Annotated in this window: 12 protein-coding genes; 9 read left to right on the forward strand and 3 right to left on the reverse strand. The window is 65.2% G+C overall.

Annotated features, from left to right (window positions below; translation table 11 throughout):
* Window positions 1-4: 4 nt before the first annotated feature.
* Complete coding sequence (locus BMX04_RS19590) at window positions 5-541, reverse strand: hypothetical protein (protein ID WP_244888452.1); 537 nt, start codon at window positions 539-541, stop codon at window positions 5-7.
* On the opposite strand from BMX04_RS19590, the gene BMX04_RS00830 reads away from it, so the two are divergent.
* The 4 genes from BMX04_RS00830 to BMX04_RS00845 are packed head-to-tail and all read left to right on the forward strand — an operon-like array spanning window position 473 to window position 4306.
* Window positions 473-1336, forward strand: a complete 864-nt coding sequence (locus BMX04_RS00830) for an FAD binding domain-containing protein (RefSeq protein ID WP_074784335.1) — start codon at window positions 473-475, stop codon at window positions 1334-1336. The two genes, BMX04_RS19590 and BMX04_RS00830, sit on opposite strands and share 69 nt — an antisense overlap.
* Complete coding sequence (locus BMX04_RS00835; RefSeq protein ID WP_050661827.1) at window positions 1333-1812, forward strand: (2Fe-2S)-binding protein; 480 nt, start codon at window positions 1333-1335, stop codon at window positions 1810-1812. Before BMX04_RS00830 ends, BMX04_RS00835 begins: the two co-directional genes overlap by 4 nt.
* The gene (locus BMX04_RS00840; RefSeq protein ID WP_074784338.1) at window positions 1812-4061 is read left to right on the forward strand and encodes a xanthine dehydrogenase family protein molybdopterin-binding subunit; all 2250 of its coding nucleotides are present in this window, start codon (window positions 1812-1814) and stop codon (window positions 4059-4061) included. Before BMX04_RS00835 ends, BMX04_RS00840 begins: the two co-directional genes overlap by 1 nt.
* Complete coding sequence (locus tag BMX04_RS00845) at window positions 4061-4306, forward strand: MoaD/ThiS family protein (protein ID WP_074784341.1); 246 nt, start codon at window positions 4061-4063, stop codon at window positions 4304-4306. Before BMX04_RS00840 ends, BMX04_RS00845 begins: the two co-directional genes overlap by 1 nt.
* 3 nt (window positions 4307-4309) lie before the next feature.
* Here the strand turns inward: BMX04_RS00845 and BMX04_RS00850 are convergent, their stop codons facing one another.
* Complete coding sequence (locus BMX04_RS00850; protein ID WP_074784343.1) at window positions 4310-4930, reverse strand: thiamine phosphate synthase; 621 nt, start codon at window positions 4928-4930, stop codon at window positions 4310-4312.
* 206 nt (window positions 4931-5136) lie between these two features.
* Between BMX04_RS00850 and BMX04_RS00855 the strand changes: the two genes are divergently transcribed.
* From BMX04_RS00855 to BMX04_RS00870, 4 genes are read left to right on the forward strand one after another with little or no spacing between them, the layout of a single operon-like run.
* The gene (locus BMX04_RS00855; RefSeq protein ID WP_074784346.1) at window positions 5137-6552 is read left to right on the forward strand and encodes a YcjX family GTP-binding protein; all 1416 of its coding nucleotides are present in this window, start codon (window positions 5137-5139) and stop codon (window positions 6550-6552) included.
* Window positions 6549-6995, forward strand: a complete 447-nt coding sequence (locus tag BMX04_RS00860; RefSeq protein ID WP_074784349.1) for a GNAT family N-acetyltransferase — start codon at window positions 6549-6551, stop codon at window positions 6993-6995. The genes BMX04_RS00855 and BMX04_RS00860 overlap by 4 nt, the downstream gene beginning before the upstream one ends.
* Window positions 6992-7981 carry a YcjF family protein gene (locus BMX04_RS00865; RefSeq protein ID WP_074784352.1) on the forward strand — a complete coding sequence of 330 codons (990 nt, stop codon included), beginning with the start codon at window positions 6992-6994 and terminating at the stop codon, window positions 7979-7981. Before BMX04_RS00860 ends, BMX04_RS00865 begins: the two co-directional genes overlap by 4 nt.
* Window positions 7982-8018: 37 nt before the next feature.
* Complete coding sequence (locus BMX04_RS00870) at window positions 8019-10733, forward strand: DUF2339 domain-containing protein (RefSeq protein ID WP_074784355.1); 2715 nt, start codon at window positions 8019-8021, stop codon at window positions 10731-10733.
* Here BMX04_RS00870 and BMX04_RS00875 read toward each other — a convergent pair.
* Entirely contained in the window at window positions 10730-11140 is a 411-nt protein-coding gene (locus BMX04_RS00875; protein ID WP_074784358.1) for a group III truncated hemoglobin, read from the reverse strand. The two genes, BMX04_RS00870 and BMX04_RS00875, sit on opposite strands and share 4 nt — an antisense overlap.
* Before the next feature lie 296 nt (window positions 11141-11436).
* On the opposite strand from BMX04_RS00875, the gene ileS reads away from it, so the two are divergent.
* Entirely contained in the window at window positions 11437-14385 is a 2949-nt protein-coding gene (ileS, locus tag BMX04_RS00880; RefSeq protein WP_074784361.1) for an isoleucine--tRNA ligase, read from the forward strand.
* The last annotated feature ends 25 nt before the right edge of the window (window positions 14386-14410 follow it).

Genomic DNA, 14410 nt, shown 5'->3' on the forward strand with positions numbered 1-14410 from the left:
CAGGCTATGAGGTGACGCGCGGGTGCTCTTGCATGACGAGGGACCTGCGCGCATCATCGGCGAAAAGCAGAACCTCGGCGGGATTGGGTGGGGGTGTTTGCGCGATGCGCTGGCTTACATGCTGCGCCATGCTACGTTGCCGAATGAGTTCGAAGAGCAACGCATGGCGCGGGCTCTTTTCGGTGTATCCGTCAGCTTGGCGGGCATAGGTCATCGGGTCACTCGTCGAAATCGGTCTCGTCTGAATAGCCATTGAAGATTGACGGAGGATTAAGGCGCTTTTGGCGCGCGAAAGAAGCGGCGATGTGACGTTTGGCAGGTTTTGCGGTGTGAATAACGTGATGCCGCGCGTGATCCTGCGGATGTCGGCGGGGTGTTTGCGTCTCGTCCTCACATGCGGGATAGTCGTGCCAAATAGCGCCCGAGTCAGGCTGTGCCCTGCACGGGCGATCAAGAGGAAAGGACAATCCATATGCGATACGAGGCACCAAGACGGTTGGAAGATGCCGTGAGCCTGCTGGCCGGGCAGGATGGTGCGCATGTGCTGGCGGGGGGCACCGACCTGCTCGTCAAGCTGCGCTCGGAGATGATCGAGCCGGAGATGATCGTCGATATCAAGCGCATCGAGGGCATGCGCGAGATTGCCGCCGAGGACGGCGGCTGGCGCATCGGGGCGGCAGTCTCGGGCGCCGAGATGGGCGAGCATGCGGGGCTGGTCGCCGATTGGCCCGGTGTGGTCGAGGCGGCGGGGCTCATTGGCTCGACGCAGATCCAGGGCCGCGCCACGCTGGCGGGGAACCTCTGCAACGCCTCACCGGCGGCGGACAGCGTCCCGGCGATGGTTGCGGCGGGGGCCAGGGTGCGGATCGCCGGACCGAACGGCATGCGCGACATGGATGTGATCGACGTGCCCCAAGGCCCCGGCAAGACGGCGCTGGAGCGTGGCGAATTCATCGCCTTTGTCTGGCTGCCTGCCCGTGGCGAACACTCTAGCGATGCCTATCTGCGCTTCATCCCGCGCACCGAGATGGATATCGCCGTTGTCGGCTGTGGCATCTCGCTGAGCCTTGACGATGGCGACCGGGTGACGGCGGCGCGGGTGTCGCTTGGCGCGGTCGGCCCCAAGGTGATGTTGGTCGAGGAGGCGGCAGAGGCGATAACGCGGCGCGTTCTCGACGAGGCGGCGCTGAGCGATCTGGCGGCGGCCTGCTCGGCGGCGGCCACACCGATTGACGACAAGCGCGGCACGATTGATTTCCGCAAGCATGTGGCGGGCGTTCTGGCCCGCCGCGCGGCGGTGATCGCGGCCAAACGCGCGAAAGGAGAGACGGCATGAGCCAGCTACACGTAACCACCAAGATCAACGGCGATGAGACCGAATTTCTCTGTGAGGCCGAGGACACGCTGCTCGACGTGCTGCGCGACCGGCTGGGCCTGACCGGCACCAAGGAAGGTTGCGGCACCGGCGATTGCGGGGCCTGTTCGGTGGCCGTGGATGGCCGTCTTGTCTGTTCCTGCCTGATGCTGGGCGCCGAGGCCGAGGGCCGCGACATCGCCACCATCGAGGGCATGGCGACGGGCGATCAGCTGCACCCGCTGCAACAGAAATTCATCGAGATGGCCGCCCTGCAATGCGGCATCTGCACGCCGGGCATTCTGGTCGCGGCGCAGTCGCTGCTGGAGCGCAACCCCGATCCGAGCGAGGAGGAGGTGCGCTATTGGCTGGCGGGAAATCTCTGCCGCTGTACCGGCTATGACAAGATCATCCGCGCCGTGATGGAAACGGCGGCGGATATGCGGAGGGCATCGTAATGGCATTGGATGACACCAAGAAAACGCGCGAATTCAAGGTCGTAGGCACGCGCCCCGACCGGCCCGACGGCATCGACAAGGTGACGGGGCGCGCGCGCTTCGGCGCCGACATGGTCGCGCCGGGCATGCTGACCGGGCGCATCCTACGCTCGCCCCATGCCCATGCGCGGATCGTCAGGATCGACGCGTCGAAGGCCAAGGCGCTTTCGGGCGTCAAGGCCGTGGTCACCCGCGCCGATTTCGGCGAGGTGCCCGAGGATGTGGCCGATGTGCTCGACAATTGCATGGCGGGCGACAAGGTGCTTTATGATGGTCACGCGGTGGCCGCTGTGGCCGCAAGCAGCCCGGCGGTGGCGCGCAAGGCGCTCAAGCTGATCGAGGTCGAATACGAGGTTCTGCCGCACGTTACGGATGTGGACGAGGCGATAAAGCCCGACGCGCCGGTGCTGCATGAGGGCCGCCAACAGGAGACGGTGCCCGAGGGCATGTCTCAGAACGTTATCGCGCGCTCTGAATTCGGGCATGGCGATATCGAGGCCGGGCTCAAGCAGGCCGACCGTGTGGTCGAGCGCACCTATCGCACCGCGGCCACCCATCAGGGCTATATCGAGCCGCATGCCTGCCTTGCCACGATGGGCTCGGATGGCCGCGCCGATCTTTGGGTCTGCACCCAAGGGCATTACATGGTGCGCAACACCTGTGCCGCCATTCTGGGGATGGAGCAGGGTCAACTTCGCGTCACCGCCTCCGAAATCGGCGGCGGGTTCGGCGGCAAGACGGTGGTGTTTTTGGAACCCGTCGCGCTGATGCTGGCCAAGAAGGCGGGCCGCCCGGTCAAGATGGTGATGAGCCGCTCCGAGGTGCTGCGCGCCACCGGGCCAACTTCCTCGACCTCGATTGACGTGAAAATCGGTATGACCAAGGACGGCAAGATCACCGCCGGTTTCGCCGAGTTGCGCTATCAGGGCGGGGCCTATCCGGGATCGCCCGTCGATATGGGCGCGATGTCGGGCTTTGCGCCTTACGATCTGGAAAACGTCAAGACCTTGGGCTGGGACGTCGTGACCAACCGCCCCAAGGCCGCCGCCTATCGCGCCCCCGGCGCGCCGATGGCGGCCTTTGCCATCGAGAGCGCGATTGACGAGGCGGCCAAGGGCTTTGGCCTCGACCCGCTGGAGGTGCGGTTGATGAACGGTGCGGATGAGGGGACCAAGGCGTCTTATGGCCCGACCTATCCCGCCATCGGCCTCAAGGCGACGCTGGAGGCGGCGAAATTGCATCCGCATTGGTCCGCCCCTTTGGGTGAAAATCAGGGCCGGGGCGTCGCCTGCGGGTTCTGGTTCAATTTCGGCGGCGATACCTGCGTGAGCCTGAATATCACGCCGGACGGCACCGTGACGGTCTCGGAGGGCAACCCCGATATCGGCGGCTCGCGCGCCTCGATGACGATGATGGCGGCCGAGGAATTGGGCATCCCCTACGATCAGGTCCGTACGATCATCGCCGACACCGGATCATTGGGGCAGAACGAGGTGACCGACGGCTCCCGCGTGACCTTTGCCGTGGGGTTGGCCACGATCAAGGCCGCCGAGGCTGCGAAAAAGGAGATGTGCCGCCGGGCAGCACTGGTCTGGGGCATCGACGAGGAGGCCGTGGAATGGGAAGACGGCGCCGCTCGTCCTGCGGGGCCAAATGCGGGCAAGTTCCCGCCCATGACGCTCAAGGAGATCGCCGCCATTGCCTCTAATACCGGCGGGCCGATTGCCGGGCATCACGAGGTGAATGCCGAAGGCGCAGGCGTGAGTTTCGCCACCCATATGGTGGATGTGGAGCTTGACCGCGACACCGGATCGACGAAGATCCTGCGCTACACGGTGTTCCAGGACGCGGGCAAGGCGGTGCATCCCTCCTATGTCGAAGGCCAGTTTCAGGGTGGGGCAGTGCAGGGCATCGGCTGGGCGCTGAACGAGGAGTATATCTATGGCGACGATGGCATCCTGCAGAACGCCGGGTTCCTCGATTACCGCATTCCCGTGGCGTCGGACCTGCCGATGATCGACACTGTCATTCTGGAAATCCCAAATCCCGGCCACCCCTACGGCGTGCGCGGCGTGGGCGAGACCTCGATTGTGCCGCCCCTGGCGGCCATCGCCAATGCGGTCTCGGAGGCGGCAGGCGTGCGGATGACGCAATTGCCGATGTCGCCGCCGCGTGTGCTGGCGGCCCTGCAGGCCAAAGCGGAGAGCTGATGGTCGAAGTGCTGCTCTGGGGCTCGCTCGCCGATCAGGCGGAGGGCGCGCGCAAGGTCGAGGTCGAGGCCGCCACCTTGCGCGAATTGCTCGACGGTCTGGGGGAGAAATTCCCCGGCCTGCGCCCGGAACTGGAGCGCGGCGTTTCGGTGTCGATCGACGGGCGGGTCTATAACGACAGCTGGTTTCAGCCGATTGCCCCTGATAGCGAGGTGGTGTTGCTCAAGCGTTTGAAGGGCGGCTAGCCGTCAGCCCATAGCGGCGATCAGGCGGCTGAGCGCCGCGGCTGCATCGTCTTCGCGCCAGATCTCCTCGCCGAAGGCCAGAAAATCGCTGACAGGGGCGAAGGAGGCCACTTCCGCCACGCCAAGCGCGCCTTCCGCCACGATCGGCACTTCGATCACCTCTGACCACCATTCGAAAATCTCGCGGTCCGCATGGCTACCATCGCCAAGACCGGTGGAGCCGATGGGGCCGAAGCTCACGTAATCGGCACCGGCTTCGCCCGCGCTCATCCCGTCATGGCGCGAGGTGCCGCAGAAGGCCCCGACGATGGCCTCTTCGCCCAGTTCCTTGCGGGCGGCGCGCACCCCGCGCGAGCCATCCAGTAGATGCACCCCGTCGAGCCCCAACCGTTCCACCATCAGGACATGGCTGTCGATCACCAGGGCGATATCGCGCGCATGGGTCACCTCGCGGCAGGCATCGGCGGCGCGCGCGATGCGGTCCTCGTCGCGGGTGGCAAGGCTGAGCCGAAGGCAGGCCACCTCATGCGCGTCAAGCACATGCGCCAGACGGTCGGGGAATATCTCCAGCTCGAACTCTGGCGGAGTGATGAGATAGATTTGCGGCTGCTCGATCTCGTCCATCTGGGCGCTCCTTGGCAATTTCGCCCGTCTTAGCCAAGAAACGCGGCTTTGACCATCGCTGGCATGCAGCTTCTTCTTGGCAAAAATACTCATTTCCGCCGGATGCGGCGCGCGCGCAATCGGGTTGGGGAAGGACGGGCGAAATTGGCCCCTAGCAAGCCCCTGTGTGCGCCTCTATCTTGGGGGCAAAGAGGAAAGGGGCAGGTTTGGCGATTGCAGGGCTGGCGGACGGGCTGACGCGCGGCATTGAGGAATTCGGGGATCGCGTTTCGGGCGCGTTTTTCGAGCCGGTGGTGCGATTGGGGGTCACGGGCCTTGCCCGCGCCGGCAAGACGGTATTCATCACCTCGCTGATCGCCAATCTGCTCGACCGCGCGCGCATGCCGGGCCTTCTGGCCGAGGGCGAAGGGCGCATTCTTGCCGCCTATCTGCAACCGCAGCCCGACGTGACCCTGCCGCGTTTCGACTATGAGACGCATCTGGCGGCACTCACTGGCCCCAACCCGCATTGGCCCGAGAGCACCCGCGCCGTTTCGGAACTGCGCCTGTCGCTGCGGGTGCGGCCGGGTGGCTTTCTGTCAGGTATGACCGGCCCGCGTGTGGTGCATCTCGATATCGTGGATTATCCCGGCGAATGGCTGCTCGATCTGGCGCTGCTGGACAAGAGCTATGATCAGTGGTGCGAGGAGGTGTTGGCCCGCATCCAGGCACGCCCGCAGGACGCCGCCTATCTGGAGGCCGCGCGCGCCACCGATGCCGCGGCACCTTTGGAGGAGGCAGTGGCACAGCGTCTGGCGCAGGGCTTTACCACCTATCTCAACGCCGCGCGCGATGCCGGGTTCTATGATTGCACGCCGGGGCGGTTTCTGTTGCCCGGTGATCTGGCGGGCTCGCCGGTGGTGACTTTCGCGCCGCTACCCGCCGACGGCGCGCCCCCGCGCAAAAGCCTGCGCGCCGAGATGGCGCGGCGCTATGAGGCCTATAAACGCGAGGTGGTGCGGCCCTTTTTCCGCGATCATTTCGCGCGGATCGACCGGCAGGTGGTGCTGGTGGATGCGCTCGACGCGATCCACAAGGGACCGCGTGCGGTCGAGGACATGCGTGGTGCGATGGCCGATATCCTCGGGGCGTTTCGGCCCGGGCGGAACGCTTTTCTCACGCAGCTTCTGATGGGGCGGCGGGTGGAGAAGATCCTCTTCGCCGCGACCAAGGCCGATCATCTGCATCATACGCAGCATGGACGCCTGACCGCAATCATGGAGGCGCTGTTGCGCGCGGCACGCGACCGGGCCGATTTCGCCGGGGCCGAGACCCGCGCCATGGCCATCGCCGCGCTGCGCGCCACGGTCGAGGACCGGATGAACCATGAGGGCCGCGATCTCGATTGCGTGCGTGGTCGGTTGCTCGACACCGGGCGGCAGGCGGCGTTTCATCCGGGTGAGCTGCCCGAGGACCCCGCGCGGCTATTGGCGGCGGCGCGGGGCGGGGCGGAGGCATGGCCCGATGGCGAGTATCGGGCGATGCGCTTTGCGCCTTCGGTCCTCAACCTGCGCCCCGGCGAGGGGCCGCCGCATATCCGGCTGGATCGTGCAGCGCAGTTCCTGATCGGGGATCGGCTATGAGTATCGCGCGCGCCCGGCTCTGGCATCTGCCACATCTGGCGCGCATCCTGTGGGCGTTCACGCGTGCGACCCCTTGGTTGCCGCGAGTGCGCAGCCCGCGCGACGATCTGCGCGCGCTCGCTTGGGTGACGCGGCGGGGCTGGGTCAGGATTGTGCGCGACAGGTCGGGCATCGCCGCCTTCATCGTGCGCGACGGCTCGCGGGTGCATGCGCTTTACGTCGCGCCTGCGCGGCGCGGGCAGGGCCATGGCGGCGCGCTGCTGGCCGAGGCCAAGGCCGATACCGGCGCGCTCGACCTGTGGGTGCTGGAACAGAACGCGGGTGCGCGCGGCTTTTACGCGGCGCAGGGCTTTCGCGAGGCGGCGCGCGGGCAGGGGGCGGGCAATGACGAGGGCCTGCCCGATATCCTGATGATCTGGAGCGAGGGGGAAGAGGTGGCATGAGTAACGGCCCGGTTCTGATCGATCTTGACGAGGGCACGGAGGCGGAGCCTGATCGCGCGCCGCCGGTTCCCGATGACCAGCCCCGCCCCGAGGGCCGTGCGATGCAGGCGGCCATGGCGCGGGCGGCGCGGCCGCCCTCGCGGCTGGCCCGGGCGTTCTGGGCGCTGGCGCTCGGCCTCATTGGCGCGGCGATTTCGGTCGCGGCCTGGGATTTCGCGACCGGGTTGATCGAGCGGGCTCCGCTTTTGGGTTATGCGGTGGCGGGGATGGGCGTGGCGCTGCTCATCGTGATTGTGCTCATCGCCCTGCGCGAGATTGCGGCCTTTGCCCGTCTGGGGCGGCTCGACAGTCTGCGCAGCGCGGCAAGCGCGGCGCTGGCAGAGGAGGACCTCTGTGGTGCGCGCGCCACGGTGACGCGGCTCTCGGCACTTTATGCTGGGCGCGATGTGCTGCAATGGGGGCAGGCCCGGCTGAAAGAGCGCGAGGCGGATCAATTCGACGCCGAAGCGCTTCTCGGGCTGGCGGAGGCCGAGTTGCTGGCCCCGCTCGATGCGCAGGCCGTGCAAGAGATCGAACTGGCGTCGCGGCAGGTGGCGACGGTCACCGCGTTGGTGCCGTTGGCGCTTGCAGATGTGGCAGGCGCGCTGATTGCCAATCTGCGGATGATCCGACGCATCGCCGAGATCTATGGCGGGCGCGCGGGTGTGCTGGGTGGCTGGCGGCTGACGCGGGCGGTCATGGCGCATTTGGTGGCGACCGGCGCGGTGGCCGTGGGAGACGACATGATCAGCAGCGTCGCAGGCGGCAGCATGCTCTCGAAACTGTCGCGCCGCTTTGGAGAAGGCGTGGTCAACGGCGCGCTGACCGCGCGTGTGGGGGTCGCGACGATGGAGGTCTGCCGCCCGCTGCCCTTCCTTCGAGTGCGTCGCCCGTCGGTCTCGGGTCTGGTCAAACGCGCGCTTGTTGGGCTCTTTCCGACGCGCTAGCGTCAGCGGACTGTAACGGTGAAGGCGGGTGCGTGGCGTGGATATTATTTTCGGGTTTCTCGGTCTGGGGTCGGTCCTTCTGGTTTTGGCCGTGCCCTATCTGCTTATTACGCAGGTCGGGCTGCGGCGCAGGCTACGCGCCCTGGAAGAGGCAATGTCGGACCTGCGCGCAGATTCGGCTTCGCAGCGCATTGATGACGCCGCACCTCCGATACCCGAGGCCGCACCAGCCCCACAGCCGGGCCCAACGGCGGCCAGCGTCAAACAGGCGCGTGCAGAAATGTCAGAGCCGGACGCCGCGGCGTCACCATCTGCGTCGCGAAGTCAGGTTCCGCGTGCCTTCGTGTTTCGCGCTGACAGGATTGCCACCCTCGGACGGTGGTTGCGCGACAACTGGGCGCTGGCGGTGGCGGGGCTGTCGATGGCGCTCGCCGGGGTGTTCATGGTGCAATACGGGGTCGAGCAGGGGTTGCTGACGCCGGTTTGGCGGGTCACTGGCGCGCTGATCCTAGGGGCTGCCCTGATCGCTGTGGGCGAGGTGATCCGGCGGCGGCATGGCGACGAAACACAAGGTGCGACGCAATCGCTTCCCTCGGTGCTGTCCGGGGCAGGGCTTGTCTCGCTCTTTGCGGGGGTGCTGGCCGCACATGCGCTTTACGCCCTCGTTCCCGCAGGAACGGCGCTGCTTGGGTTGGTGGCGGTCGCCGCTGTGGCCATTGTGTTGGGCTGGTTTTACGGGCCGGTGCTTGCCGCCGGTGGCATCATCGGCGCAACCGTCGCGCCGTTTCTTCTGGGCGGCTCCTCCGAGGCACCTTGGCTGTTCTACTACTATTTTGCGCTGATCGCCCTCGCCGGGCTTGCCGTGGATACGGTCAAGAGATGGGCCTGGGTGTCAGCGCTGGTGCTTGTGGTGACGATGCTGGTGGCATCTGGTCTTTACGTCATGGACGTGGAGGCCGTGCATTTCCTCGTGTTTCTGGCTTTGCTCAGTGCCATGGCGCTGGTCATTCCCGAACGGCGGTTGATGCCGCGCCATGCGGGAACTTCGATCCTTGGCATGGTTCTGGGGCAACGCCCCTGGCCGGAATTTCCGACCCGACTTGGTGGCGGGATGGTCATCGCGGCCAGTATCGGGGCGGTCGTCGTCGCTGCGGATGCGGAGACTGTCGTGCTGGTCTGGCTTGCGCTTGGCCTGGTGGCGCTGATGCTTGGTGGCGCGCTTTGGTGGTTGCGTGGGGCTGAGGGCTTGCAGGACATCGCCCTGGCCCCCGCGATTGCCGTGGCCTTGGTCCTGGCGGAACAGGCGGCCTATCCCTCTGGGCCGCTCCTGAGTGCTTTCCGCGCCCCGCGCGTGCCTGAGTCGGGTATGCCGCTGACGGTCACGGTGATCCTTGGGTTGGCCGCTCTTGCCAGCCTGTTGACCTACGGACGGATGCAGCGCGCGGCGGAGGTCTCAGCGCCAGGCCCGGCGATCCTCTGGGCGATCGGCGCCGCCATGTTCGCGCCGGGGATGCTCTTGATGTTCGAGTTTCTTTGGCAACCGGTGGTGGTTCTCGGGGCTTACGTCTGGGCGCTGCACGCGCTTGCCCTCGCGGCGTTGATGACGGGGCTGGCCACGCGTTGTCACAAAGCTGCGGGGCCGGTCGAGCCAGCCTTGCGGGCCGCCATCTTCGCCGTTGCGGCGCTGACCCTGATTGCGCTTGCGCTGTTCCTCATGCTGGCCGACGCGGCGTTGACGGTGGCGCTTGGCGTGATGGTACTGGGGACGGTGGTGATCGACCGGCGTCACGATCTACCGCTCCTCGGTTGGGTGGTGCAGGTCGGCGCGGTGATCATCGGGTATCGGCTGATCGTCGATCCCGGCGTCTTCTGGGGCATCGACGCCGCGACCGTGCAGGTTTGGCTGGCCTATGGCGGCGCGACGGCCCTGCTGGGCGCATCGTGGTGGCTCATGGCACATCGCCCGCAATCCGCGGCACGGGTGGTGCTGGAAAGTGCGGTCTGGACTCTCTCAGCGGTCTTTGCCTGCGTGCTGCTCTTCCGCATGATGGGTGAGGACCGTCTGTTCAGCCATTGGGGACTTGGCCTTTTGGCGACGATCTGGGTCGCCTCGGCGGTCAACCAGCTCTACCGGATGAAGGCAGGTGGGGGCCTCATCCGCGCGGTGCGGATCGGTCTGGCCTGCGTCTTTGGGCTGACGGGCGCGGGCGTGATGCTTTTGCAGGCGACGCTTTTCAACCCGGTCTTTGATCTCTTAAGCAATGAGCGTGTGCTTGGCCCGCCACTCCTCGACAGCCTTGCGGTGGCCTATCTGCCTCTTGCCGTGGCGTTCGGCGTTGCGGCTTGGCGGCTTGCGCATCTGTCGCGCCTCTTGCGGATGGGTTGTGTCGCTCTGACCGCGGGCTATGCGGCTGCGTATGCGACGCTCGAGATACGCAGGCTGTGGCGTGGGCCCGACCTTTCGGTGCCCGGCGTGACACAGCCAGAGCTATACTCCTATACCGTCGCCATGCTCGCCGTGTCGGTGGCTCTTTTGCTCTTTGCCTTTGCTCGCCGCTCGGTCGTGCTGCGAAAGTTGGCGATGTTGGGGGTTGCGCTGACCGTGGCCAAGGTTTTCGTGATCGATACCTCCGGCCTGTCGGGGCTGATCCGGGTGATGTCCTTCATGGGTCTTGGTCTCGGACTGGCGGGGCTGGTGTGGCTCAATCGCAAGATGTCAGCGCAATGGGATCGCGCAACGGGCGGCAGCTAGCGCAGCTTCGGCACGCCTCCTGGCAGGGTGTCACGCTCTACCACGCCCGCACGCAAGGACCGCCCGATGCGATGCGCCAAGGCCGACCACGCGGCAGCCTGATCGGGGCGCAGTTCCGCGCGCAGCACGTTGTCGAACAGATCGAGCCAGGTGGAGAACATGCCCGGGCGCACGTTTTTTGCTTTCACATGCGCGGCCATGGGTGAGCCGTCATAGACCCGCTCATGCAGGATCGAGTTGGCCCAGAAATCGGCGACCTTGGCCTCATGCGCGGGCCAGTCATCGACATGCACGGCAAAGACCGGGCCGAGCGTGGGATGCGCGCGGACCGCCTCGTAGAAGGCGGCGACGACCCGCTCGATCTCCGGGCGGGTGATGTCGAAACGCGGGGGCAGGGCGATACTCATGGCCTTTATGTGGCGCGTGACGCGGGCCGAGGCAATCCCCCCTTGTGACTGGGTCGGGGCGAAATCTTCAAAAGATTTCGGAACGCTTTCTTTTCAAGAAAGCGGGGGCTCCCCCTCTGGACGCGTCCCGGGTGCGCGCCTATAAGGCGGGGCATGATCAGACGCATAGCGATCATTAATCGAATTACATGCCCGGCGCTCTGACCCCATCGAGCCGCCGGGATTACAGGCGTTTGAGCCATCGCGCCGCCCCAGAACCCCATATTTTCAAAACCCAGTGACAAAGGACGTCACCCATGTGTTCTGACACGCCCGAGTACAAAGACACACTGAACCTGCCGCAGACCGAGTTCCCGATGCGGGCGGGCCTGCCCAAGCGCGAGCCCGAATGGCTTGCCCGGTGGGAAGAGATCGGCATCTACGACCGGCTGCGCGAGCGAAATGAGGGCCGTGAGCCCTTTACCCTGCATGATGGCCCGCCCTATGCCAACGGTCACCTGCATATCGGCCACGCGCTCAACAAGATCCTCAAGGATATGGTGGTGCGCTCGCAGCAGATGATGGGGCGTGACGCGCGCTATATCCCCGGCTGGGATTGCCACGGCCTGCCCATCGAGTGGAAGATCGAGGAACAGTATCGCGCCAAGGGTCTCGACAAGGACAAGGTCGATGTCGTTGATTTCCGTCAGGAATGCCGCAAGTTCGCCGAAGGCTGGATCGACATCCAGCGCGACGAGTTCAAGCGCCTTGGGATCACCGGCAAGTGGGACAAGCCGTATCTGACGATGGATTTCCGCGCCGAGCGGATCATCGCGGAGGAATTCCAGAAATTCCTGATGTCCGGCGTGCTCTATCAGGGCTCCAAGCCGGTGATGTGGTCGCCCATCGAAAAGACCGCGCTCGCCGAGGCGGAGGTGGAGTATCACGACAAGGAAAGCTTCACGGTCTGGGTGAAGTTCGAGGTTGTTGCTGCCGGATCTGGAACTCCGGAGATGGTTAACGAACTACTGGGCGCGCACGTCGTCATCTGGACCACCACGCCCTGGACGATCCCGTCCAACAAGGCCGTGGTGTATGGCGCGGACGTTTCCTATGGCCTCTACGAGGTGGCCGGCACGCCCGAGCAGTGCTGGGCGGATGTGGGCGATAAGTTCATCCTCGCCGACAAGCTGGCGGGGGACGTAATGACCCGCGCGCGGCTGGAGGAGGGAATGTATACCCGCCTGCGCGACGTCACCGCCGAGGAACTGGCGGGCCTCTCGTTGCAACACCCGCTCGCCCATGCCGAAGGCTCCAACGGCGAATGGGACGACCTGCGAGACTTCCGCGCTGCCGATTTCGTCACCGACGAGGAGGGCACCGGCTTCGTGCATTGTGCGCCGAGCCACGGGATGGAGGAATACGAGCTCTATCGCGGTCTAGGGATGCTGGATCAGGTCATCACCTATAACGTGCTCGACGATGGCTCCTTCCGCCCCGATCTGCCCTTTTTTGGCGGCACGTTCATCCTTGACCGCAAGGGCAAGGAGGGCAATGCCAATAAATCCGTCATCGACAAGCTGGTCGAGGTGGGCGGGCTGCTGGCGCGAGGCAAGATCAAGCACAGCTATCCGCATAGCTGGCGCTCAAAGGCGCCGGTGATCTACCGAAACACGCCGCAATGGTTTGCCGCCATCGACCGCGCGGTGGGCGACGGGCAGGACCAATACGGCACCACCATCCGCGAGCGCGCGTTGCGCTCTATCGACGAGCTGGTGGCATGGACACCCAAGACCGGCCGGAATCGTCTCTATTCGATGATCGAGGCGCGGCCCGACTGGGTGCTGTCGCGTCAGCGCGCCTGGGGCGTACCGCTCACGTGCTTTGTGAAGAAAGGCGCGCAACCGACGGATCCCGATTACCTTTTGCGCAACGAGGAGGTGAATGCCCGCATCCTTGAGGCGTTCGAGGCCGAAGGCGCGGATGCCTGGTACAAGGACGGCGCGAAAGAACGGTTCCTCGACGGGATCGTCGCCCCCGCAGAGTGGGAGAAGGTCGATGACATTCTCGACGTGTGGTTCGATTCCGGCTCCACCCATGCCTTCGTGCTGCGTGATCGCGAGGACGGGTCAGCGGACGGCATGGCAGATCTCTATCTCGAAGGCACCGATCAGCATCGCGGCTGGTTCCATTCCTCGATGCTGCAGGCCTGCGGCACCATCGGGCATGCACCTTATCGTGGGGTGCTGACGCATGGTTTTACGCTGGACGAGAAGGGCAACAAGATGTCCAAATCGCTCGGCAATACCGTGGCCCCCGAGGAGGTGGTCAAGCAATACGGGGCCGACATCCTGCGCCTCTGGGTGGCACAGGCGGATTACACCGCCGATTTGCGGATCGGGCCGGAGATTCTCAAGGGTGTGGCCGACAGCTATCGCCGATTGCGCAATACGATGCGTTTCATGCTGGGCGGGTTGAGCCATTTCAGCGAGGCGGACCGGGTCGAGCCTTCGGCAATGCCGGAGTTGGAACGGTGGGTGCTGCATCGGCTGGCCGAACTCGATCACAAGGTCAAGAAAGGCTATGAAGCCTATGACTTTCAAGGCGTTTTTCAGCAGATCTTCAACTTCGCCACGATTGATCTGTCGGCGTTCTATTTCGATATCCGCAAGGACGCGCTCTATTGCGACGGTGACACGGCGCGCCGCCGCGCGGCGCGCACCGTGCTTGATCTGCTGTTCCACCGGCTGACCACGTGGCTCGCGCCGGTGCTGGTCTTTACCATGGAAGAAGTCTGGCTGGAGCGATTCCCTGGTGCGGGCACGTCCGTGCATCTGACCGATATCCCCGCGACCCCTGCCGATTGGCTGGATGAGCCGCTGGCGGCGAAATGGGCGCAGGTGCGTCAAGCGCGGCGCGTGGTGACGGCGGCGCTGGAGGTGCAGCGCACCGATAAGGTGATTGGGGCATCGCTGGAGGCCGCGCCCATCGTGCATGTTCGCGATGCCGAGATGTTGGCCGCGCTTAAATCAGTAAATTTCGAAGATATCTGCATCACCTCGGATGTCACCCTCACCGACACCCCGCGCCCCGATGAGGCGTTCCGCCTGCCCGAGGTGGAGACGGTCGGCGTGGTCTTTGCCAAGGCTGAGGGGCAGAAATGTCAGCGCTGCTGGAAGATCCTTCCGGATGTAGGAAACCATGCTCATGTCGGCACCTGCAAACGCTGCGATGCCGCATTGTCCGAGATGAAGATCCAAGCGTAACTGTACGAATTGTTAGTATTTTTGC

The organism is Roseovarius tolerans (assembly GCF_900109855.1).
Taxonomy (GTDB): Bacteria; Pseudomonadota; Alphaproteobacteria; order Rhodobacterales; family Rhodobacteraceae; genus Roseovarius; species Roseovarius tolerans.